Annotated in this window: 23 protein-coding genes; 17 read left to right on the plus strand and 6 right to left on the minus strand. The window is 61.8% G+C overall.

Annotated features, from left to right (window positions below; translation table 11 throughout):
- Nucleotides 1-106 precede the first annotated feature (106 nt).
- The gene (locus LPA34_RS18005; protein WP_407672528.1) at nucleotides 107-730 is read right to left on the minus strand and encodes a helix-turn-helix domain-containing protein; all 624 of its coding nucleotides are present in this window, start codon (nucleotides 728-730) and stop codon (nucleotides 107-109) included.
- A gap of 153 nt (nucleotides 731-883) precedes the next feature.
- On the opposite strand from LPA34_RS18005, the gene LPA34_RS18010 reads away from it, so the two are divergent.
- Together LPA34_RS18010 and tdh are read left to right on the plus strand one after the other, a co-directional pair.
- A complete protein-coding gene (locus LPA34_RS18010) occupies nucleotides 884-2,083 on the plus strand; it encodes a glycine C-acetyltransferase (protein WP_228980640.1) in 1,200 nt (399 codons plus the stop codon).
- 15 nt (nucleotides 2,084-2,098) lie between these two features.
- Nucleotides 2,099-3,130: an L-threonine 3-dehydrogenase gene (tdh, locus tag LPA34_RS18015; RefSeq protein ID WP_228980641.1), complete on the plus strand. Its 1,032-nt coding sequence runs from the start codon at nucleotides 2,099-2,101 to the stop codon at nucleotides 3,128-3,130.
- An 89-nt stretch (nucleotides 3,131-3,219) separates the two neighbouring features.
- Here tdh and LPA34_RS18020 read toward each other — a convergent pair whose 3' ends face one another.
- A complete protein-coding gene (locus tag LPA34_RS18020) occupies nucleotides 3,220-3,870 on the minus strand; it encodes a YceI family protein (protein ID WP_228980647.1) in 651 nt (216 codons plus the stop codon).
- Nucleotides 3,871-3,972: 102 nt separating this feature from the next.
- On the opposite strand from LPA34_RS18020, the gene LPA34_RS18025 reads away from it, so the two are divergent.
- The 5 genes from LPA34_RS18025 to LPA34_RS18045 all read left to right on the plus strand — a co-directional run bounded on the left by LPA34_RS18025 (nucleotide 3,973) and on the right by LPA34_RS18045 (nucleotide 7,775).
- Entirely contained in the window at nucleotides 3,973-4,707 is a 735-nt protein-coding gene (locus tag LPA34_RS18025) for a TetR/AcrR family transcriptional regulator (protein WP_228980649.1), read from the plus strand.
- Nucleotides 4,704-5,183 (plus strand): nuclear transport factor 2 family protein, encoded by a 480-nt coding sequence (locus tag LPA34_RS18030; protein ID WP_228980650.1) that lies wholly within the window; start codon nucleotides 4,704-4,706, stop codon nucleotides 5,181-5,183. The genes LPA34_RS18025 and LPA34_RS18030 overlap by 4 nt, the downstream gene beginning before the upstream one ends.
- Nucleotides 5,184-5,394: 211 nt before the next feature.
- Nucleotides 5,395-5,913, plus strand: a complete 519-nt coding sequence (locus tag LPA34_RS18035) for a hypothetical protein (RefSeq protein WP_228980651.1) — start codon at nucleotides 5,395-5,397, stop codon at nucleotides 5,911-5,913.
- A 278-nt stretch (nucleotides 5,914-6,191) separates the two neighbouring features.
- Nucleotides 6,192-6,776, plus strand: a complete 585-nt coding sequence (locus LPA34_RS18040) for a methylated-DNA--[protein]-cysteine S-methyltransferase (protein WP_228980655.1) — start codon at nucleotides 6,192-6,194, stop codon at nucleotides 6,774-6,776.
- Nucleotides 6,777-6,857: 81 nt separating this feature from the next.
- Nucleotides 6,858-7,775 carry a LysR family transcriptional regulator gene (locus tag LPA34_RS18045; RefSeq protein WP_228980656.1) on the plus strand — a complete coding sequence of 306 codons (918 nt, stop codon included), beginning with the start codon at nucleotides 6,858-6,860 and terminating at the stop codon, nucleotides 7,773-7,775.
- A gap of 76 nt (nucleotides 7,776-7,851) precedes the next feature.
- On the opposite strand, the gene LPA34_RS18050 is transcribed toward LPA34_RS18045, so the two are convergent.
- Nucleotides 7,852-8,739, minus strand: coding sequence for a LysR family transcriptional regulator (locus LPA34_RS18050; protein WP_228980657.1), 888 nt, complete (start codon nucleotides 8,737-8,739; stop codon nucleotides 7,852-7,854).
- 171 nt (nucleotides 8,740-8,910) lie between these two features.
- On the opposite strand from LPA34_RS18050, the gene LPA34_RS18055 reads away from it, so the two are divergent.
- The 3 genes from LPA34_RS18055 to LPA34_RS26995 all read left to right on the plus strand — a co-directional run bounded on the left by LPA34_RS18055 (nucleotide 8,911) and on the right by LPA34_RS26995 (nucleotide 13,430).
- Nucleotides 8,911-10,131, plus strand: coding sequence for a porin (locus tag LPA34_RS18055; RefSeq protein WP_228980660.1), 1,221 nt, complete (start codon nucleotides 8,911-8,913; stop codon nucleotides 10,129-10,131).
- Nucleotides 10,132-10,435: 304 nt separating this feature from the next.
- Entirely contained in the window at nucleotides 10,436-11,809 is a 1,374-nt protein-coding gene (locus LPA34_RS18060) for an MFS transporter (RefSeq protein ID WP_228980662.1), read from the plus strand.
- Nucleotides 11,810-11,855: 46 nt separating this feature from the next.
- A complete protein-coding gene (locus tag LPA34_RS26995; protein WP_324251756.1) occupies nucleotides 11,856-13,430 on the plus strand; it encodes a methyl-accepting chemotaxis protein in 1,575 nt (524 codons plus the stop codon).
- A gap of 72 nt (nucleotides 13,431-13,502) precedes the next feature.
- On the opposite strand, the gene LPA34_RS18075 is transcribed toward LPA34_RS26995, so the two are convergent.
- Entirely contained in the window at nucleotides 13,503-13,874 is a 372-nt protein-coding gene (locus LPA34_RS18075; RefSeq protein ID WP_228980665.1) for a cupin domain-containing protein, read from the minus strand.
- Between the two features lie 222 nt (nucleotides 13,875-14,096).
- On the opposite strand from LPA34_RS18075, the gene andAc reads away from it, so the two are divergent.
- From andAc to LPA34_RS18095, 4 genes are read left to right on the plus strand one after another with little or no spacing between them, the layout of a single operon-like run.
- Nucleotides 14,097-15,359: an anthranilate 1,2-dioxygenase large subunit AndAc gene (gene andAc, locus LPA34_RS18080; RefSeq protein WP_228980667.1), complete on the plus strand. Its 1,263-nt coding sequence runs from the start codon at nucleotides 14,097-14,099 to the stop codon at nucleotides 15,357-15,359.
- Between the two features lie 15 nt (nucleotides 15,360-15,374).
- Nucleotides 15,375-15,857 (plus strand): anthranilate 1,2-dioxygenase small subunit AndAd, encoded by a 483-nt coding sequence (gene andAd, locus LPA34_RS18085; RefSeq protein WP_228980668.1) that lies wholly within the window; start codon nucleotides 15,375-15,377, stop codon nucleotides 15,855-15,857.
- Between the two features lie 10 nt (nucleotides 15,858-15,867).
- Nucleotides 15,868-16,194, plus strand: a complete 327-nt coding sequence (gene andAb, locus LPA34_RS18090; protein WP_228980669.1) for an anthranilate 1,2-dioxygenase ferredoxin subunit AndAb — start codon at nucleotides 15,868-15,870, stop codon at nucleotides 16,192-16,194.
- Nucleotides 16,195-16,213: 19 nt separating this feature from the next.
- A complete protein-coding gene (locus LPA34_RS18095) occupies nucleotides 16,214-17,413 on the plus strand; it encodes an NAD(P)/FAD-dependent oxidoreductase (RefSeq protein ID WP_228980672.1) in 1,200 nt (399 codons plus the stop codon).
- Nucleotides 17,414-17,489: 76 nt separating this feature from the next.
- Here the strand turns inward: LPA34_RS18095 and LPA34_RS18100 are convergent, their stop codons facing one another.
- Nucleotides 17,490-18,461 carry a PDR/VanB family oxidoreductase gene (locus LPA34_RS18100; RefSeq protein ID WP_228980675.1) on the minus strand — a complete coding sequence of 324 codons (972 nt, stop codon included), beginning with the start codon at nucleotides 18,459-18,461 and terminating at the stop codon, nucleotides 17,490-17,492.
- A gap of 313 nt (nucleotides 18,462-18,774) precedes the next feature.
- Here LPA34_RS18100 and andR point away from each other — a divergent pair, with 313 nt between their 5' ends.
- On the plus strand, nucleotides 18,775-19,731 hold the full coding sequence (andR, locus tag LPA34_RS18105; RefSeq protein WP_324251758.1) for an anthranilate 1,2-dioxygenase regulatory protein AndR: 957 nt from the start codon (nucleotides 18,775-18,777) through the stop codon (nucleotides 19,729-19,731).
- 313 nt (nucleotides 19,732-20,044) lie between these two features.
- Nucleotides 20,045-20,998: a LysR family transcriptional regulator gene (locus tag LPA34_RS18110; RefSeq protein ID WP_228980680.1), complete on the plus strand. Its 954-nt coding sequence runs from the start codon at nucleotides 20,045-20,047 to the stop codon at nucleotides 20,996-20,998.
- 28 nt (nucleotides 20,999-21,026) lie between these two features.
- Here the strand turns inward: LPA34_RS18110 and LPA34_RS18115 are convergent, their stop codons facing one another.
- On the minus strand, nucleotides 21,027-21,608 hold the full coding sequence (locus tag LPA34_RS18115; RefSeq protein ID WP_228980683.1) for a TetR/AcrR family transcriptional regulator: 582 nt from the start codon (nucleotides 21,606-21,608) through the stop codon (nucleotides 21,027-21,029).
- A gap of 385 nt (nucleotides 21,609-21,993) precedes the next feature.
- Here LPA34_RS18115 and LPA34_RS18120 point away from each other — a divergent pair, with 385 nt between their 5' ends.
- On the plus strand, nucleotides 21,994-22,470 hold the full coding sequence (locus LPA34_RS18120) for a DUF3331 domain-containing protein (protein ID WP_228980686.1): 477 nt from the start codon (nucleotides 21,994-21,996) through the stop codon (nucleotides 22,468-22,470).
- The last annotated feature ends 35 nt before the right edge of the window (nucleotides 22,471-22,505 follow it).

The following is a 22,505-nucleotide window of genomic DNA, read 5'->3' on the forward strand; positions in this document are numbered from 1 at the left end:
CTATACTGTACAAACATACAGTAGTTGGTGCAACCTCGGCCATCCGGCCGAGGCGTCAGATTGCTGCCGTTGCGCTATCGTGAAGGCGTTGCATGAGCGCGGAGGTTCACCCGTGAATCACCACCAGCAAGGCCTTTGCCTCGCCTTTTCCTGCATTGCGGATCGCGTGCGGTTCGTCGGCGATGTAGCGCGCCGTGTCGGCTGCCTTCAGCTTGCGGCTCGTGCCCGCGGCGTCGATTTCGATCGTGCCGTTCAGCACCGTCAAATGTTCGCGCGTGCCGGGCTCGTGTGCGTTCGAGACGAGCGCGCCGCCCGGCTGCAGTGTCAGTTCGTACCACTCGAACTTGCCCGCGAGCTCGATCGGCCCCCATACCCGCAATTGATAGCGACTGTCGTGGCCGCTCAGCGTCGGAATTTCGTGTGGTCCGGATACGGCGATGGCTTCCGGCGGCTTCTGCTGGGCGAACAGCGAATCGAGGCTGACACCAAGCGCGTTCGTGAGACGCCACGCCACCGCGATCGTGGGATTAGCCTTGTCGCGCTCGATTTCCGACAGCATCGATTTCGATACGCCGGCTGCGCGGGAGAGATCGTCGAGCGTCATCCGCCTTTCGCCACGCAGGCGCTGGATCTGCTCGCCCACGCGTGGAGGAGCGGCGACCGTCGCAGCCTGGGCCGTGGGCGTGAGAGGGGACGCTGTCGATGTGCGGCGCGTTCCGGAACTTGCCATCGGGTGACCTATCGTTTAAAGTTGTTCGATATACCGAACTTAGGTTCGAAATATAGAATTAATCCGGTAAAGCTGACAGCCGACTATAACAGGCTGGCGGTCCGCGAGCTAATGCCACGGCGTGATCCGCCGGGCCATTCAGGAGCCTGATTCATGCGTGAACCCTTTCTCGCCCATCTGCGCAGCACGGTTGAGCAGATTCGTAACGACGGCTTTTACAAGACCGAGCGCGTGATCGCCAGTCCGCAGTCGGCTGACGTTCGTCTTGAGGGCGGCGCCGATGTGCTGAACTTCTGCGCCAACAATTATCTGGGCCTCGCGAACGATCCGCGGCTCGTGGCCGCCGCAAAAGACGGACTCGACCGGGACGGGTTTGGCATGGCATCGGTCCGTTTCATCTGCGGCACGCAGACGGTGCACAAGGAACTGGAGCGTGAGATCGCCGCGTTTCTGCAGACGGACGACTGCATTCTCTACTCCAGCTGTTTCGATGCGAACGGTGGCCTGTTCGAGACGCTCCTCGACGAATCCGACGCGATCATCAGCGATGAACTGAATCACGCCAGCATTATCGATGGCGTGCGTCTGTCGAAGGCAAAGCGTTTCCGTTACCGGAACAATGATCTCGCCGATCTCGAAGCTAAGTTGCAGGAGGCCGATGCCGCTGGCGCGCGATTCAAGCTGATTGCCACTGACGGCGTGTTTTCGATGGATGGCATCATCGCCGATCTCGCCGGCATCTGCGATCTGGCGGACCGGTACGGTGCGCTCGTCATGGTCGACGATTCGCACGCAGTGGGATTTATCGGCGAGAACGGGCGCGGTACGCCCGAGCATTGTGGCGTGCTCTCGCGCGTCGACATCATCACGGGCACGCTTGGCAAGGCACTCGGTGGCGCATCGGGCGGCTATGTCGCCGCACGCAGGGAAGTCGTCGAGTTGTTGCGGCAGCGCTCGCGTCCATACCTCTTTTCGAACACGCTCACGCCCAGCATCGCCGCGGCCTCCCTGAAGGTGCTCGACCTGCTTGCCAGCGAGGAAGGCGCGAAGCTGCGCGAGCGCGTTCGCGCCAACGGCGCGCATTTTCGCAGCGCCATGAGCGCACTCGGTTTCACGCTCGTGCCGGGTGAGCATCCGATCATCCCGGTGATGCTTGGCGACGCGCAACTCGCCTCACGCATGGCCGACGCGCTGCTGCGCGAAGGCGTCTATGTCATCGGTTTTTCGTTTCCAGTGGTGCCAAAAGGCCGTGCGCGCATCCGCACGCAGATGAGCGCGGCGCATACGCCGGAGCAGATCGGTCGCGCCGTCGATGCGTTCGCGCGCGTCGGTAAAACGCTTGGCGTTATCTGAAACGGAGTCCATCACATGAAAGCACTTGCAAAACTCGAACGCGCGCCTGGCCTTACGCTCACGCGCGTGAAAAAGCCCGAAGTCGGTCACAACGACGTGATGATCCGCATCACACGCACCGCGATCTGCGGCACGGATATTCACATCTGGAAATGGGACGACTGGGCGCAAAAGACGATCCCCGTGCCGATGCACGTCGGACATGAATATGTCGGTGAAATCGTCGAGATGGGTCAGGAAGTGCGTGGCTTCGCCATTGGCGACCGCGTCTCCGGCGAAGGCCACATTACGTGTGGCTTCTGTCGCAATTGCCGCGCCGGGCGTCGTCATCTGTGCCGCAACACGGTCGGCGTCGGCGTGAACCGCGAGGGCGCGTTCGCCGAGTATCTCGTGATTCCCGCTTTCAACGCGTTCAGGATTCCGCCGGAAATTTCCGACGACCTCGCCGCGATCTTCGATCCGTTCGGTAACGCAACACACACGGCGCTTTCGTTCAACCTGGTCGGCGAAGATGTCCTGATCACGGGCGCCGGGCCGATTGGCATCATGGCGGTCGCGATTGCGAAGCACGTCGGCGCGCGCAACGTCGTGATTACCGACGTCAATGACTATCGGCTCGGCCTCGCGCGAAAAATGGGTGCGACGCGGGCTGTCAACGTTTCGCGTGAATCGTTACGCGACGTCATGGAAGACCTCCACATGACCGAAGGCTTCGATGTCGGGCTCGAGATGTCCGGCGTGCCGAGCGCATTCACCAGCATGCTCGATGCGATGAATCACGGCGGCAAGATTGCACTTCTCGGCATTCCGCCGGCACAAACCGCGATCGACTGGACCCAGGTCATCTTCAAGGGTCTCGAGATCAAGGGTATCTATGGCCGCGAGATGTTCGAGACCTGGTACAAGATGGTTGCGATGCTGCAAAGCGGGCTGGATCTCTCGCCGATCCTCACGCATCGTTTTCCGGTTGACGATTACGAGCGTGCGTTCGCGACGATGCTCTCGGGTGAAAGCGGCAAGGTCATTCTCGACTGGACCTCGGCCTGATTCGTTGTAGTGTCGTCGATTCGCGTTGCGTTGGGCGTGCGTCCAGCGCGCGCGTACACAACAACGAACATAAGCAAAAACCGATGCGCTCAGCTTCCCGCGGGCGGCTTCACAAATTCTGCCTGGATGCGCACGTGCACGTCGTCGCCTACAGCCGGATACCACGTCGAAAGCCCAAACTTCGAACGGCTGAAACGGCCTTCCGCCGAAAAGCCGAGCGTGTCCTGCTTCGTGAGCGGATCGGGCGCGAAGCCGTTGAACGTCACGTCGAGCGTGACTGGCTGCGTGGTGTCGCGAATCGTCAGATCGCCGGTTAGCGTTCCACGCGAATCGCCGGTTCGCTCAAAGTGCGTGCTCACGAAACGTATCTCCGGGTAGCGCACGACATCGAGCATCTGGTCGCTCTTCACCATCCTGTCGAGAAGCGGCACATTCGTGTCGACGCTTGCCGCGTCGATCGACGCCGTCACCGCACTTTTATCCAGCCCGCCAGGGTTCCAGTCGAGCTGTGCGGTTTTGCGATCGAACCGCATCGTAAAGCGCGAATACCTGAAGTGATCGATATCGAACGTGATGCTGCAATGGTTCGGATCGAGCGTGTAGCGCCCGGCTGGCACGCGCGTTTCTGTCGTGCTGACCGTGTGCGTTACCACCTGAAGTGGCGTGCAGGCCGCCGCTGTCGCGAGCATTGTGAGCAGAAACGTGCGCGTGAGCGCGGCGCGTAGCGTGGGTGTGCGCATGTCGTCGATCCGTGTTTCGAAGAGCATCACCATAACGCAAGCGCCCGGCATCATTCAGATTCCATGCTTGACAAGGTAGAATGATCGTTCTACCTTTCGTTCATGGCGACTTCCACGACTTCTTCTGACAATCCGTCGACAACCCGTGCACGCGAGCGGCTGCTCGACGCCGCCGAGGCGCTGGTTTACGCCGGCGGCATCCACGCAACCGGTGTGGATGCGATCGTGCGCCAGTCGGGCACGGCACGCAAAAGCTTCTACACGCATTTCGGCTCGAAGGACGCGCTGGTTGCCGCCGCGCTTGAACGGCGCGACGAACGCTGGATGAACTGGTTCTCCGGTAACACGCTGGCGCAGGGCACGACACCACGCGCGCGGCTCATCGGCATGTTCGATGTGCTGCGGGAGTGGTTCTCGTCGGATGATTTTCATGGCTGTGCGTTTCTCAATGCAGCCGGCGAAATCGAGGCCGCTGATGATCCGATCCGCATCGTCGCGCGTGAACACAAAGCGCGTCTGCTTCGCTTCGTGCGCCAGATGTGCGACGACTACGTGGCATCGACCGCCCCAGACGCCGTCGTGCAGGACAAACAGAACAGGCAGAACCGGCAGGGCAGGCAGAACAGGCAGGACGATCAGCGCACAGCACGCGCCGCGCGGCTGTCGCGGCAATGGCTGATCCTGATCGACGGCGCGATCGGCGTGGCGCTTGTCAGTGGCGATGCCGATGCCGCGCTCGATGCACGCGCCGCAGCCGGACAGTTGCTCGAAGCAGATTCCATGGTCTCTCGCCCGTCGGTCCGACGGGTGTCCACCCAACGTCAGGAGAAGTCATGACCGAACCGATCGAAAGCCGTCCGCCCTTTCCGCCTTTCACGCGCGAGACGGCGATCCAGAAAGTACGCGGGGCAGAAGATGGCTGGAACACGCGCGATCCCGAGCGCGTGGCGCTGGCTTACACGCCGCAAAGCGTCTGGCGCAATCGCGCGGAGTTTGTCACGGGTCGCGCGGAGATCGTCGGCCTGCTGCGTCGCAAATGGGCGAAGGAACTGGATTACCGGCTTATCAAGGAATTGTGGGCATTCACCGATAACCGGATCGCGGTGCGTTTTGCCTACGAATGGCACGACGATTCGAACAACTGGTTTCGCTCCTACGGCAACGAAAACTGGAAATTCGATGCGAACGGCCTGATGGCACGTCGTCACGCAAGCATCAACGATATGCCGATCCGCGAGGCGGACCGTCTGTATCGCTGGCCGCTCGGCCGTCGTCCGGACGACCATCCCGGACTGTCGGATCTGGGCCTGTAAGCGCGGGCCCGCGCCGCGCGTTTCACCGATTCGCCATCGGTTCTCCGTTATTGTTCTCTCCGGGCGGCACGTCGCAGGTCGCGTGCCCGCTTTCCCGAGCATGCCCACCAGTTCGCGCACTGCGCGTTGAGGTACAGTGCGCGACGGTGATGACACAAACACTGGACAAGAACATGGATCACGTCGGCATCCGACCGACGACGGAGAGGACATGCGTTTCTGGCGCAAAAAGAACAGGGTGGCATGCGCGGTGGTGGCCGCAGCGGCAGGTCTGACCATGACGACCGCGGCACACGCAACCGACTGGTGCAAGGGCGGCGTCTGGGCCGACGTGATGATTGGGTCGTATCACATCGACCCGGACCCCGACGAGCATTTCCGGCAGTTCAATCCCGGCCTCGGCGTCGAATGCTGGCTGAACAACGAATGGGCGCTGACGGCCGGTGGCTTTCGCAATTCGCTGTCGCGTCCTTCATGGTACGGCGGCGGCGTCTGGTCGCCCGACTTCACGCACTGGGGTTTCGTGCGACTCTCCGTGATCGGCGGCATCATCTCGGGCTATAACTACGGCAACTGGGGTCTCGGTCGCGATCACACAATCGGACCGGTGGTCGCACCGATCCTGATGTTCGAATACAGGCGCGTCGGCGCGAACGTCATTCTGATTCCACCGATCCCGTCGGACAATCTTCCGTTCACGTTGGGGTTTCAGCTGAAGGTGAAGTTCTAGCAGGATCGCATCGCCGCAATGGTGAGGAATTCCAGGAGATGTCCGTAGAGGTGAGACAATTCGGGAGCTGCGAAGCGATGGCGTCAGGTGAGTGTTTCCAGGATGGTGAGGATATCCAGGAGATGCTCGCCGAACCGAAACCCAGGCGGGTCATGCATGATCGATTACCCGCTGCACTTTGAGCGCCACCTGGTGGACCCTCTGCACGACGGTGTCGCTTGCGCTTTCATCACGGAGGGCTAACCTCAATTCAATCGACGATTGAACGGAGCGGTCAAATGTCATACGCGTACAAGGTCGTGAATTCGCTGGTCGGCAAGCTCAAACTCGTCTCGAAAGGACGCGGCCTTGTCGCCATTCTCTGGGAAAGCGAGCGGCCCAATCGTGTGCGGCTCGGCGAAATGGTCGAAGTCGAGCACGATCCGGTGCTCGATGAAACGGAGCGCCAGCTCAAGGAGTACTTCGCCGGCGAACGCACCTGTTTCGATCTCGAACTGGATTTCGCCGGCACGACGTTCCAGAAGAAGGTCTGGGCCGCGCTGTTGACGATCCCGTTCGGCGAGACCCGCAGCTATCTGGACATCGCGACGCAAATCGGCAACCCGAAGGCGGTTCGCGCCGTCGGCGCGGCGAACGGCAGAAACCCTATTTCGATCATCGCGCCGTGCCATCGCGTGATCGGCGCATCGGGCGATCTCACCGGCTTTGCCGGCGGACTGAAGGCGAAGGAAACATTGCTCGCGATCGAAGCCGCAAGCGGCCCGACATCCCCAGCCGTGAAAACGTCACACCGTTCGAGCGCGATGCGGACCCGAACCGTATCGCAAACGACGCAGCAATCGCTGTTCGACAGCAATCTTTGAAACCGGGTACGAAGGTGCGCTGCGTGGCGAGTAATACGACCCATGTGATATTTTCGCGTCAACAACACAGGACCGGGCGCGATGGACATACTGCGGAACATGAAGATCTTCGTGCGGGTGGCGGAGATTGCCAGCTTCACGATCGCGGCACAGCAGCTTGAAGTGACGACCGCGCAGGCCTCCCGCGCCATTTCCGAACTCGAGGCTCACCTGCGCACGCGTTTGCTCAATCGCACGACGCGTCGCGTTGCGCTGACCGATGCGGGCAATCGCTACCTGGTTCGCTGCAAGGAAATTCTCGGCCTGGTCGAACTCTCTGAAGCCGAAGCCGGTGAGGCGAAAGACACGCCATCGGGCGCGCTGCGCATTCACGCGTCGCTCAGCTTCGGCCATATCTACGTAATCCCCGCGCTCGCGGAATATCTCGAGGCGAATCCGCTGGTGCGCGCGGAGCTGACCCTGTCGCAACGTCTTCCCAATCTGCTCGACGAAGGGTATGACGTGTCGTTTCAGATCACGACCACGCATCTGCAGGATTCGGCGCTGATATCCGCGCACATCTGCACGATGCCTGGCGTGCTGTGCGCGTCGCCGAAATACATCGAGCGTCGCGGTGTGCCCGCTACGGTTGCGGCGTTGCGCGAGCATGCGTGTCTGCAACTCGTCACGCCGTATTTTCCGGTCGACCACTGGAAGTTCGAAACGCCGGATGGCGTCGAGGAAATCGACCTGCCGCCCGGCAAGCTACGTGTGAATTCGCCGGATGCGCTTGCGGGCGCGCTCGCAAGCGGCATGGGAATCGGTGCGTTGCCGATGCTCTCCGCGCTACCGCTGCTGGAAAGCGGTGAACTGGTGCGCGTGCTGCCCGAGTGCAGGCCGCAGGAGATGACGGTTTACGCCGTGTACGCGTCGCGTGAATATCTCGACGCGAAGATCAAGACGTGGATCGCGTTCCTCCGCGAATATGTCACGGTCGCGCTGGCGGCTGCGCACGTCTGATCGTTCGCACGCTGAAGCTGCTTCGCGCGAGTGCCGCCTGCCACGTCCGGCAGGTGCATCGCGCGCATCCAGCGCCTCACATCGCGGCGAAGAACTCGCGCGCGACCGCGCAGAACAAATCGTTCGCCTCCGACCGATCCTGTTGACGCCGGCTCATGATGATCGGCGAGGTCACGTTGACGTTCGCGAGTTCCCGGTACACGACGCCCCGCGCGCGCAGGCCGGCGACGCTTCGCGGCACGAGGCACACGCCTATTTCCGCGGCGACGAGGCCGAGCGCCGTCTGAAGCTCCATCACTTCGTGAATTGCATGTGGTTCGAGCGCCTGATCGCGTAATGCTGAAATCTGCTGGTCGGCGTAGCTCGGTCTCGGCTGGCCGGGATAAACGATGACCGTCTCTTTAGCCAGTGCGGCGAGTGGAAGCGGCGTTTTGTCTGACGCGAGAGAATGCGTGGCGGGAAGCGCCGCGATCAGGTCTTCTTCGGCGAGCACTTCGCGCGCGAGCTGGTCGTCGTCCATGCGAATCCGGCCGAAGCCGATGTCGATGCGCGCCGCTTTGAGCGCGGCCGTCTGCTCCAGCGAAAACATTTCGATTACCGAAAGCTCGACGCCTGGCGTCGCCTTGCGAAACGCGCGGATCACCTCGGGCAGCGGCCCATATAACGTCGACGGCACGAACCCGATCACGATCCGCCGCGTTGTGCGCATCAGTTGACGCGTGAGCGGTGCGAGACCGTCGGCTTCGTTCAGCACGCGTGGCGCCTTCTCGTAAAGAATCTGCCCCGCCTCGGTCATCTTCAGCGGACGCGCGCCACGCACGAACAGCGGCACGCCGATCTCCTCTTCAAGCAACTGCATTTGCCGACTCAAAGGCGGCTGCGTCATGTGCAGGCGCTCGGCCGCACGCGAGAAATTCTGTTCCTCGGCGACGGCAATGAAATAGCGAAGCTGGCGCAGATCCATCTATGCCTCGAAGGTATCAAAATATTTAAAACCAGTGTTGGACGTGCGGGACGGTTGATTCCTACTATGCGACAACGAAGCCGCAATCAAGGTGCCGCAACGTGCATCGGGCTTCCATGGAAAAGAAAAATTCAAACAGGTAGTAATACTATATAAAAATTGGAGATCTTGATGAAGAGGTACAGCATTGCCGTGCCGCTGGCACTGGTATGTGTCGGCGCGCACGCGCAGAGCACGTTGCTCCTGTACGGATTGCTCGATATCGGCGTCCAGTACACCAACGACGCTCAGGTACGCGGCCAGTCCGGTCGACTTGCGGGCGCGAGCCAGTTCGCCATGACCGACGCACACGCGACGGGTCTGAGCGGCAGCCGTTGGGGCCTGCGCGGCAGCGAGGATATCGGCAGCGGCATGAAGGCAGTCTTCGTGCTTGAAAACGGCTTCATGGCGAACACCGGTACGCTCGCGCAGGGTGGCGCCGAGTTCGGGCGTCAGGCGTATGTCGGCATCAGCGCCGCGCAGGTGGGCACGCTGACGCTCGGCCGGCAGTACGACCCGTACCTCGAATTCGTTCAGCCGTTGTCCGCAACGGGCACGTTCGCGGGCTATATGGGCTCGCATCCCGACGACGTCGACAATCTCGCCAATACGAATCGCGTCAACAACGCCGTCAAGTTCGCGACGAACAAGTACGGCGGATTCAGCGCATCGGGTCTGTACAGCGTTGGCGGCGTCGCGGGCGACACCACCGCCAACCAGATCTGGGCGCTCGGCGGCGGCTATTCGAATGGATCGTTCTCGGCAGGCATCGGTTACCTGAATGCGCGCGACCCGAACGTCTCCTTCTACGGCAACACGCCGAACAAGGGCGTCGCCACGGTCGACAACATCGGCACGTTCGGTTCCGCGACGTCGCCGCAGGGCAATCCGGTCTACGCTGGCTTCGCGTCGGCCAGCACGCTTCAGCTCATCGGCGCTGGACTGGCGTGGAACTTCGGCACGACGACGCTCGGCGCGGTCGTCACGGATACGCGTTTCTCTGGCCTTGGTGGTACGGCTGCGCCGAATCCGCGCGGCTATCAGGGCAACGTCAACTTCCTGAACGCCGAACTCAGCCTGCGTGCGTACGTGACGCCCGCGCTGCTGCTCGGCGCCGCGTTCGATTACACGAAGCGCAATTCCATCGATGGCGGCGCCCGATACCTTCAGCTCGATTTCGGCACGATCTACAGCCTGTCGAAGCGGACCGACGTCTATGCGCTCACGGTGCTGCAACGCGCGAGCGGTGTCGATTCGCTGGGACAACAGGCGGTGGCGAGCATCAGTGGCTTCTCGCCCTCGACGACCGGACACCAGATCGGCGCCCGCATCGGTATCCGGCACAAGTTCTGACGAACGGTCGATGGTCGTTGCCTGCGTGACAGGCGGGCGACTCGCTGAAGCGGACAGTTGGGCGAACGTGAACATGGCATGGGCGCCGTGAGGCAATCGACAGGTGGCCTTGCGGCGCACATCTATTGCGTGAACGCCGTTCGCGTCGGGAATCCGTTGCGCGTGCCTGCAAGTGTAGTGGCAGCCTCGCGGCAGAACAAAAATCTGAAATGGCGAAACTCCGTTGCCGGATCCGGCAACAATCGTCGTTTTTTTATAGCGACGATGACACACAACCAATCCTCCTTTAGCGGCGGCCATCATCATGCGTACGATAGATCTGCAGCAGTTCACCGACGACGCACGTCTTAACCGGTTCCACTGGGCCGTCCTGTTCTGGTGTGCGCTAATGATCATCTTCGACGGCTACGATCTCGCGGTGGTGGGCGTCGCGCTACCGTCGATCATGGCCGACATGCACGTCGCGCCGACGCGCGCGGGCATGATGGTCAGCTCGGCGCTGTTCGGCATGATGTTCGGCAACCTGCTGTTCGGCTCGCTGGCCGGGAAAATCGGCCGGCGTCGCACGATTGCGATTTGCCTTGCGTTCTTTAGCGTCCTGACGGCGGCATCCGGATTCACGCACGAAGCACTCACGTTCGGCATCTGCCGCTTTATCGCGGGTCTTGGAATGGGTGGCGTGATGCCTGGTGTCGTTGCGCAGATGACGGAATACGCGCCGCGACGGGTTCGCAGCACTATGGTCACCCTGATGTTCAGCGGGTATTCGATTGGCGGCGCAGCGGCCGCGCTGCTCGGCAAGGCGATCATCGAATCGCACGGCTGGCCTTCGGTGTTCATCGCCGCCGGGCTGCCGATCCTTCTGATTCCGTGCGTGCTGAAGTGGCTGCCGGATTCGATGCCGTATCTGTTGCAATCGGGAAACGTCGAGCGTCTGCGCGACGTCCTCGGCAAAATCGATCCATCGCACGTGCCCCGCGCCGATGATCGCTATGCAACGGATGACGGCGCGACAGGCGAGCATCGCGCGACGTTTTCCCAGCTGTTCACGCACGGCCGCGCGCTCAGCACGGTGATGTTCTGGATCGCCTGCTTCATGTGCCTCTTCATGGTCTATGCGCTGAGTTCGTGGCTCGTCAAGCTGATGGCGGGCTCCGGGTACAGCCTCGGCTCGGCGCTCAGTTTCATGCTCGTGCTGAACATAGGCGCGCTGGTCGGTGCAATCGGTGGCGGCTGGCTCGCGGACCACTTTCATATCAAGTACGTGCTGGTGGGCATGTATGTGACCGCAGCGGTGTCGATTGCGCTGCTCGGGTTCCAGCTGCCGGAGGCGGCGCTGCTCTTCGTCGTAGGTGTGGCGGGCGCGGCGACCATCGGCAACCAGATCGTGACGATTGCGTACGCCGGGCAGTTTTACCCGATGACGGTGCGTGCGACGGGTGTCGGTATTGCGCTTGGCGTCGGACGGCTGGGCGCGATCACCGCGCCGGTGTTTATCGGCGCACTGGTCGGCATCGCGTTGCCGTTGCGCCAGGATTTCTTCGCGATTGCCATTCCAGCATGTGTGGCCGCGCTCGCCATTTCCCTGATCAATCACAGCCGGTCAGCGGCAAGTCGTGCGGCGGTGCCGGACGCGCAAGCCGGCGCGATGACACCGCAACCCGGTCGTGCGCATTGATCGTATCGCCGCGGGCGACCGCATCCTTCGAGAAGGGTCTGACGAAATGAAGTTGACGAAGCTAACGACCTTAACAATTAGCGCCCGTCTCGCGACGGCGATGGCGTTTCTTTCCCTGATCCTGATTGTGAGTCAGGCGGTTGCGTTCCTCGGCATGCGTCGCGCTGAAAGTGCCTGTCAGGATACGTTTTCGAACCAGATGCCCGGCGCGGTGTCGATTGGGATCGCGGAGACGATGGCTGCGCGCGAGCGGCTTGTCTTCGACCGTGCCTCGTTGATGACGGGCACGCCGGACGCCGCGTCGCTCATCGCACACGGTCTGGAGATGCGCGCCAGAGGCGACGCCGCCTGGCGCACCTATGAAGGCTTCCGGAAAGACGCCGTCCAGCGGCAGCTTGCCGGGGCGACGCAGAAGCGTCGCCTCGCGCTGCAAAAGGCGCTGGATGACGGCTATCGCGCCGTCGAAGCGAACGACAAGGCGCATCTGCTCGAATTCACGATCGTGATGCAGCATGCGTTCGACCAGCTGTCCACGACCAGCGAGCAACTGCGCCGCTCCCAGTTCGAAGCGGCGAGACGAGGCTACGACGCGTCCCGGCACGGGTATGCGATCTTCCTGGCGGTAAGCGTCGCCGGGCTGCTGTCCGGTCTGGACGCGGCCGCGCTGACATGGCTCTCGCTACGCCGTGCGATTGCCCGTCCTCTCAAGGAAGCGCTCGAGCACTTCAACGCGATGGCGAAGGGAGATCTGCATCACAGGGTGGAGATAACCTCGCAGGATGAAATGGGCGAATTGCTGGCCGGCGTCGCCGCGATGCAGACAAGTCTCGCTGCAACCGTACACACCGTTCGAAACGGCAGCGAGACGATCGCAGCCGCCGCGACGCAGATTGCCGCCGGCAACCTTGATCTTTCGGCACGTACCGAGGCGCAGGCCGCGGCGCTCGAACAGACGGCGTCACGAATGATCGAGTTGACCGGTGTCGTCAAACGCAACGTCGGGAACGCGCGCCATGCGTGCACGCTGGCCGCGGGCGCCAAAGAGATCGCCGGACAGGGCGGAGAGGTCGTGACGAAAGTCCGGCAGACCATGAACCAGATCAGCGAAAGTTCGACCAGGATCGCGGACATCGTTGCGATCATCGAAAGCATTGCGTTTCAGACGAACATTCTTGCGCTGAACGCGGCCGTCGAAGCTGCCCGTGCGGGGGATCGAGGGCGTGGCTTCGCTGTCGTGGCGGGCGAAGTGCGTGGCCTCGCTCAGCGTTCGTCCAGCGCCGCGAAAGAGGTAAGGGAACTGATTGCGACATCCGTGCAACGCGTGATGAACGGCTCGGCGCTCGTCGACGATTCCGGTAACGGGATGCGCGACATCATTCGCGCTGTCGACGAAGTGAGCGTCATCATGAGCGAGATCGCGATCGCGTCAGAGGAGCAGGACGGTAGCATCGCTGAGGTGGCGCGTGCCGTCACGCAGATGGATGAAGTGACGCAGCAGAACGCGGCGCTCGTGGAGGAAGCGTCTGCTGCCGCGCAGTCGCTGGACGACCAGGCCGTCAGCCTGACTCAGGCCGTGCGCGTGTTTCGTCTGCGCGATGACATCGTGTGCACGCTGGCCTGAACGCCCTGACATGATCGCGCAGCCTGCATTTCGTCCATTGCGGGCCGGCATTGCGCCGGCCGCGTTCACTGTTTAGTCTTTTTCGCGGGGACGCGGCGGATCGTAGATGGTCAGCACGAGCATCTGTTCGTCGCCGGTGTTCGTCAGCAGGTGAACATCACCAGCCTTCACCTTTGCAACCGAGCCTTTTGTCACGGTCCATTTCTGGCCCCTGATCGTCAGCTCGCCTTGTCCTTCGAGAAAGATCAAGGTGTGATTCCACTCCTCCCGATGCGCGACGGAATGATCTTCCGGTCCGAGTGCCACGAGTTCGCAGCTATATGTATCGGTGTATCCGGGGTCGTCGCACACGAGCGCCTTGTACTTGAAACCGCGCGCGGCAGGTAGCTCTTTCAGATTTCTCCACGGCATGTCGTCCATGGAAAAGACCATTTCGTTTTGCACGATGTGTCTCCTTTGTGGGGTTGTCTTGCGTGCAGTATAGGGTTGGAAAAAATCGCATTGTTGCTGCATACGGCGATAGCGAATTGCCCGGCTTGCAACAAAGCAAGACGCCGAAACTGGACAGCATGACGTGTGAAGCGCAGCTTTCGGATAGACCGGATTGATTTGGCGATAAAAGATCGCAGTACCGATTAGCAGATCAGAAAGTCCAAGGAGACGGTCATGGAAGCAACCCTGCATCCACTCAACAGAATCGACAATGACGAGGTCGTGTTCCCGAACCATGACGGTTCACGTGTGCCGTACAAGGTGTTCAGTTCGCAGGCCGTATTCGAGCGCGAACAGGAGCGTATCTTTCGCGGACCCACATGGAATTTCGTCGCGCTGGAAGCGGAGATTCCGGAAGCGGGCGACTTCAAGAGCACGTTCGTCGGCGATACGCCGGTGGTGGTGACGCGCACGGAAAATGGCGCACTCGCGGCATGGGTCAACCGTTGCGCTCACCGCGGCGCGATGGTATGCCGCAAGGCGCGCGGCAACGCAACCTCGCACACATGCGTGTATCACCAATGGAGCTTCGACAACTCGGGCAATCTGCTGGGCGTGCCGTTCCGTCGCGGACAAAAAGGCATGACCGGCATGCCGGCCGACTTCGATCCGAAAGCGCACAGCCTGCACCAGCTTCGGGTGGAAAGCTATCGCGGGCTTGTGTTCGCGACGTTTAGCGATTCCGTCGCACCGCTGCCCGAGTATCTCGGCGAGCAGATGCGCCCGTGGATCGACCGTATTTTCCACAAGCCGATCGAGTACCTCGGCTGCACGCGTCAGTTCTCGCGTTCCAACTGGAAGCTGTATCTGGAGAATGTGAAGGATCCGTATCACGCGAGCATGCTTCACCTGTTCCACACGACGTTCAACATTTTCCGCGTCGGCATGAAGGCCCGTTCGATTCCGGATGCGAACCACGGCCTGCACAGCATCATCACCGTGACGAAGACGGGCGAAGACACATCGGCGGCCTACAAACAGCAGAATATCCGCTCGTTCGACGAAGGTTTCGCGCTCGAGGACGATTCGATTCTCGCACTCGTCTCCGAATACGACGAAGACACGACGAACCACATCCAGCCGATCTTCCCGCAACTCGTGATCCAGCAGATCCACAACACGCTGGTCGCGCGGCAGTTGCTGGCGAAAGGGCCGAACAGCTTCGAGCTGGTTTTCCACTTCTTCGGCTACACGGACGACACGCCCGAAATGCGCGTGCTGCGCATCAAGCAGGCGAACCTCGTAGGTCCGGCCGGCTACATCTCGATGGAAGACACCGAAGCGACGGAGCTTGTGCAGCGCGGCACGGTGCGCGACGCCGATGCCACTTCGGTCATCGAAATGTCGCGCGGCAATCCGGATCAGCAGGACACGGTCATCACCGAGAGCCTGATCCGCAAGTTCTGGGTGGGCTACCAGAAGCTCATGGGCTATTGAGAAGAGGATTCTGACATGCAACATCAACACGACCAGCAACTGTGGTTCGAACTGCACATGCTGCAGACGCATTACATCAACGCGCTGGATAACGACCGTCTCGAAGACTGGCCCATGTTCTTCACGGAAGAATGCCTGTATGAGATCGTCCCGCGTGAAAACGCGGATGCGGGCCTGCCTGTCGGCATCATCCATTGCAATAACCAGCGGATGCTGCGCGATCGCGTGGTGTCGCTGCGCAATGCGAACATCTTCGAGGAACACAGCTACCGGCACATGACGTCCGGCCTCATGATCGTGAATGGATCGCAGGACGAGGTCGAAACGGAAAGCAGCTACATCGTCGTGCAGACGCGCACCGATGGCGAATCGTTCGTGTATCAGGCGGGCCGCTACCTGGACCGCGTCGTTCGCGTCGGCGGGGAATGGCGGTACGCGTCAAAGCGCGTGATCTACGACACCTCGCGCGTGCAGACGCTGCTCGCCACACCTATCTAGGAGGCACGCCATGACAACGATCCAGTGGCATGACGTCGGCGCCACCGACGATTTTTCCGCAAGCGAACCAGTGCAGGTCGTGGTAAGCGATCACCTCGTCGCCGTGTGTCGTGTCGACGAGGCGTGGTACGCGCTGCACGACCTCTGTTCGCACGGGCACGCACGCCTTTCCGAAGGCTTCATCGAGAACGGCTGCGTCGAGTGTCCGCTGCATCAGGGGCTGATTGACCTGCGTACCGGCGCGCCGCGCTCGGCTCCGGTCACAGAGCCGGTTCGCACGTATCCGATCCGGGTCGTGTCCGGACGCGTGGAAGTCGGCATCGACGGCACGCATTGAAAAACGGTGGAGAAACGCGATGTCGAAGTGTGTGATTATCGGCGCCGGCCAGGCTGGCCGGCGCGCGGCCGAATCGTTGCGCGAGCGCTCGCCGGATGCGCGGATCTGCATCATCGGCGGTGAGGCGCATCTGCCGTACGACCGGCCTTCGCTGTCGAAGCAGGCGTTGCTCAGCGAGAAGAATGAGCGCCACGTGTTCATTCGTGACGCGGATTTCTACGCGAGCGCGCGTATTGAGGTTCGCACGGGAGTGCGTGCGGCCTCGATCGATCGAAGCGCGAAGACGGTCGCGCTTGAAGACGGAACGCAGATTACCTACGACCGGCTGCTGCTCGCGACAGGCTCGCGCGTGCGTACGCTAGATGGTGGCCCCGTACACTACCTGCGCACGCTCGACGATGCCCGCGCGCTGCGCGCAAAGCTTACGCCGGGCGCGCGTGTGGCGATTGTCGGCGGCGGCTTTGTCGGGCTGGAAGTCGCAGCTTCGGCCTCGGCGCTCGGCTGCGCCGTCACGCTGATGGAGCCGTCGGAGCGCGTGCTCAAACGGTCGATGCCGCCGCTGGTGAGCGAGTACGTTGCACGCCTGCACGCACGCAACGGTGTCGATCTGCAGATGCATCGCAAGGTGCTGGAAGTGCGTGAGCACGACGGCGTGCTGGTCGTCGAAACCAGCGCCGGATCGTTCACGGCCGATCTGGTCGTGGCGGGCATCGGCGTCGTGCCTGAGACCGAACTCGCGCAGCAGGCCGACATCACCGTCGACGACGGTATCGTGGTCGATGAGCATTGCCGCACGTCCGATCCGGACATCTTCGCTGCGGGCGAGGTGACGCGGCATTTCGTTCCGTTTCTCGGCCGCGCCGCGCGAGTCGAATCGTGGCAGGTCGCCGAGAAGCAGCCGGCCGTCGCGGCGGCGAACATGCTGGGCGCGCCCGAGACTTACAGCGAAGTGCCCTGGCTTTGGTCGGACCAGTTCGACTGCAACATCCAGACACTCGGCTACTTCGATTCCGCGCATCGCATCATCGTGAGGGGCGACGTCGCCGGTCCCGCGATGACCGTGCTGGGCGTCGACGAGGCCGGCAATCTGCGCGCGGCGACCACGGTGAACAATGGACGCGATATGGCTGCGCTCACGCGCCTGACCCGCGGCGGTCCGCTCGATTTGACGAAGCTTGCCGATGCATCGGTGCCGCTTCGATCGTTGATTCGGCGCTAGCCGCGCATCTGTCGCACGCATGTGAGAAAGGCTCCCTCGCACAGACGGAGCCTTTCTCCTTGTCGTCAAGCAACGATCACAGATCGAGCACGAGCACGGACGAGCGCGCACGCGACACGCAGCAGCAGATCTTGCCCGCTTCGCGTTCCGCCTTGCTCATGCATTCGTCGCGATGGTCGGCTTCCCCGCTCACCACGTTCACCATGCACGTGCCGCACAGCCCTTCGCGGCATGCGGTTTCGACGTGAACGCCGATGGTTGCAAGTGCATCGACAATCGACGTGCCCGGCTCGACGCGAACAGTCTTGCCCGAACTCGCGACCTGGACTTCGAACGCGGCGGCAACAGGCGCGACCACGCCCGAGGCGACGGGCGATGCGGAGAACCGTTCGATATGAATCGCGTCTTCCGGAACGCGACGCCTTGCGATATCGACCACGCGATCCATGAATGCGCCCGGACCGCAGGTGTACACGTGCGCGTGGGGGGCGATTCGCTCGACGATACCGAGCAGCGCCGCATCCAGTGATTCAGGCTCGACGCCGACATGCAGCGTGGCACGATCGACAAACGGCTTTTGTGACAGCAGCGATCTGAACGCTGCATGTTCCTCGCTGCGCACGAAATAATGCAACGCGAACGGCGCGCTTTCCTTCGTGAGCTTGTACGCCATGCTCAGCAACGGCGTAATGCCGATGCCGGCGGCCACGAGCACATGCTCGCGCGCGGTGTCGTGCAGACGGAACAGGTTGCGCGGTTCGCTGACGAGCAGCTGACCGCCCACCTTGACGTCTTCATGCAACGAGCGCGATCCACCGCGCGAAGCCGGTTCGAGCTTGACCGCGAAGACGTGATGATCGCGATGATCCGGATCGCCGCATAGGGAATACTGGCGCGTGATACCCGAGGGACTCGTGACGTCGAGGTGAGCGCCCGGTTCATATGCATCGAATGCACCGCCATCGATGCGGGAAATGACGAATGACCGGATACCGGGCGCTTCGTCGGTGACTGCTTCGACGCGAACGTTGAATAAATTGCCTGACATGATGGTGTGTGTACCGGTTTAGTTCTGACGAATGTCAGATAGGGGGAACGGAAGGATCGTGCAATTGCGGATAAGCGCTCGCGCCCGGCCATGCGATGACGGGCTGGCAAGACGGGTAGTACGGAGTTTTTCCGCATCGCACGGACCGGTCTATCCGTTAAATACGGAACATGGACGGCCATATCCAGTTGCGGCACGTTTTGGGCGACACGTGTGCGAACTCTGGGATACCGGAATTTTTGAAAAGGTTTATATTCGCGAAACTTCACCCCCTGATACACGCATCGATACAAATCGAGCGGAGCCGATCATGATGCTCTCCTCTTCTTTACGGCCCGACGCGTTGCACGCGTACCGGTTGTTCGAATCCGACGACGTCGAGGAGACGCGCGAACTGATTTCGCGCGTCATGCAGCCGCACACGCTGTCGCCGAGCGGCAATCCGCGCGCGCGGTCGTTCATGGATTTCGTCAGGCTTGGCGGCTCGGGGCTGGGTGTGATTGCGTTTGGCGACGCGATGCGCGTCGAGGTCGAATCGGTCGAGGGCTATTACCTGCTGATGTTCTGCCTCGCCGGGCGGGCCGAGGTCCGCTTGCAGGGCCGCACGATGCAGGTCGATCGGGATCGCGGCGTGCTGTGCGCGCCCGGCCAGCCCTTCGAGGCGAAGCTCTCTCCGGATTGCCAGCAATTCGTGCTGCGTATCGATCCCGCGGCGCTCGCCACGCAGACCGGCACATCTTCGCCGAAGTTGCGGACCGAGGTGTCGGTGGGCGGCGGACGTCTGCGCGGCTGGCTGCAACAGCTTCAACTGCTGACCAGCGCGCCCGAACTGCTCGCGTGCGCGAGCGAGAATCCACGCGTGGGCGTGCATCTCGAGCGGCTCCTGCTCGATCTGCTCGTGGTCGGCCACACGAATGCCTCGACGATGACGGGCCGGCCGGCGCTTGCGCCCGGCTTCGTCAAACGGGCCGAAGACTTCATGACCGGGAATTGCGCGGAAGCGCTGCAGCTCAGCGATATTTCAGCGGCGGTCGGCGTGCCGGCCCGAACGCTGCGCGACGGCTTCCAGCGCTTTCGCGGCGTGAGCCCGATGCAGCATCTGCGCCGGGTGCGGCTCGCGCGTGCGCGCGATGCGCTGCTTGCCGCGCCGGGTGAAGTGCGCGTCGCGGATATCGCGCTCGATTGCGGATTCACGCATCTCGGACGCTTTGCGATCGCGTACAAGAAAATCTTTGGCGAGTCGCCATCCGATACGTTGAAGCATCGCTAGCCCGTTTCACGTCGTTCTATTTTTGCCGAATCAGGAACAATGTATGTCCTGATTCTGGATGGTTCGTTGCCAGGTCGACGTCTAGACTTCTGTAAGCGCTTGCGGCATGAGTCACGAGGCCTTCCTCAACGGAATTCCAGGCGAAACATCATGAGAACGACATCATTGATCCAGACATCCGACATTGCAGCTACGTTGTCGACGACGCAACTCGCAGCGTTCGCGCAGGTTGCATCGCTCGCACTATCGATCTGCTTCGGTCTTTGATGCGTATGCATCTTGCACGTCCGACGCACCGCAGACGGAATAAGCCATGGATATGCTTCGCAGCATGAAGATTTACAGCCGCGTTGCCGAATCCGGCAGTTTCACCGGTGGCGCGCAACAACTCGGCGTGACGACAGCGCAGGCTTCCCGCGCGATATCGGAACTGGAAGCACACCTGCGCACGCGCCTGCTGAACCGCACCACACGACGTGTCGCGATGACGGATGCGGGCGCGCGCTATCTGCTGCGCTGCCAGGAAATCATCGAGCGCGTCGAGGTTGCCGAAGCCGAAGCAGGCGACGCGCGCGCACTGCCGACAGGCCATCTGCGGATTCACGCGCCATCGGCGTTTGGGCAGCACTACGTGGTGCCTGCACTGGCGCGTTATCTGCGAAAGTACCCGTCGGTGCGCGTCGATCTCACGCTTTCGCAGCAGTCGCCCGATCTGCTGGAAGAGGGCTATGACGTATCGCTCGTCGTCACCACCGGCAGGCTGCCCGATTCCGGCATGGTGTCCGCGCGGCTCTGCACGATGCCGAGTGTGCTGTGCGCTTCGCAGGAGTATCTCGAACGGACCGGCGCGCCGCGGACAATCGCGGATCTGCGCGGACACAACTGCCTGCAATTGCGCACGTCGTTTTTCGCGCCGGACAAATGGGTCTTTGAAGGTAATCCATCCGGTGGCGGGATGTTCGAACTGCCGCCTGGCAAGCTGCGCGTGAACTCGGTCGATGCGCTGGCAGTCGCGGTGCGCGAAAGCGTAGGGATTGCACCGGTGCCGCTTTTGACCGCGCTGCCGATGCTCAAAAGTGGTGAGCTGGTCCGCGTGCTACCCGGCTTCGAGCTGCAGACCATGACGATTTACGCGATCTACGCGTCACGCGAATATCTGGACGCAAAGATCTCGACCTGGATCGCGACACTACGCGAGCACGTCGAAGGAGCGATGGTCAGTTTTCACGACATCACCGGTCGCGAGGACCTCGTTCCAGCTGGCTGAAAAACATCACGCGATGCGCGGGCATACGTCACTGCTTCGGGACCAGCACATCGACGAGCGCGGACGTGGTCTGTCTGAGCGATTTCGTGTCGCCATAGACCCGCTCCATCACGGCGATGCCGCGCGTCATCGTGACCACGAGCTTCGCCGCCTGCCCCGCTGGAATCGCGAGCCGCGTTTTCGCTTCGGACGTTTCCAGCGCGCTGAGTACCGCGGCCTCCAGTTCGCCGATCATCTTTTGCAGCGCCTCGCGCAGGCGCGGCGAATCCGGATCGACTTCGATCGCGGTCCTCGTCGACAGGCAGCCGCGCGAAGGCGTGCCCTGCGTCAGCGAGGCGATCACAAACGCGAAGAAAGCGAGCAACGAATCGCGCACGTCGGGCTTCTTCAGCGCCTGACGCGCACCGGCGATAAACCGTTCGGTGTATCGCTCGAACACCCGCATGAAAATCTCTTCCTTGTCGCCATACGCGTTGTAGAGCGAGCCGCGCTGCACGCCGGTGGCCTCGGCCAGATCCAGCATCGAGGTCGCGCGGAAACCCTTGCGCCAGAAAACTTCCAGCGCCTGCGTAAATGCGCTGTCTTCATCGAACTGTCGAACGCCTGCCATGCCTGCCCCAATCCACAAAACCGCAATGACTATATTTTGACACCACTGCTAAAAATGTGCAAAAGCGTCAGGTCGCGGAGCACTGAGAAAGGTGAGGATATTCGGGAGACGAAACCCCGCCTCGCCTCGTGGAATCGGGATGAGGCTTCCGCGCTGCGTCTGTCGCCGGCCGGATGGCTGGAGGGTTTTAATTAAATGCGGGGTCAAAAGATTCACAACAATTAATCACATCCAGAACGTGAGGCCGACTACGATCAATTCGTGGCTTCCCGCGCGTGAGCGGCGGGAAGCCTTCTTGCGTGGTTCCCATTTTTGTCGTCTCCAGAAATAGCCAGACGCATGGCGGCGTCGTGATTGTGACCGCCACTCCCGTACGAGGTGACCGATGAACATCCAGGATTTTCCGTCCCAGAACGATCCCCGCACGCGGATCAGCCCTTGCCGTGGAATGCCCGCCGGCACATGGGAGCGCGACCCGTGGGCACAGATGCTGTCGCTGCTCGAAGCGCTGTGTGCGGCGCCTGTGGACGAAAGCAGGTCCGGGCGCCGTACGCGCGAGCCGGATGCCCGCTACCGGGCGCGCGCTCCGCGGCGCGACCAGACGTCGTGCCGCGACACCGAGCCACCCGTGATCACGTTGCTGGAACGCCTGTCCACAACGGCTGTCGTACTGTGCTGGCGCTCGACGACCTGCCATTACGGCGACCAGGTATGGATTCAGGGTGTGGCGCGAAGCTCCGGCCGGTGTGCGGTGAGCGGCATGGCGATACGTCGCGGCGATGCGGTGTATCGTCCAGGAAGTCGCGGTCGACGCGTGCCAGTCAACGTCGGCGCGATGATCCACGCGTCGGCGTTTGCGTGAACCGGACGCCCCAGGCGCCCATCTTCCCACAAGGA

Origin of the sequence: Paraburkholderia gardini (assembly GCF_907164575.1) — a bacterium.
Classification (GTDB): Bacteria; Pseudomonadota; Gammaproteobacteria; order Burkholderiales; family Burkholderiaceae; genus Paraburkholderia; species Paraburkholderia gardini.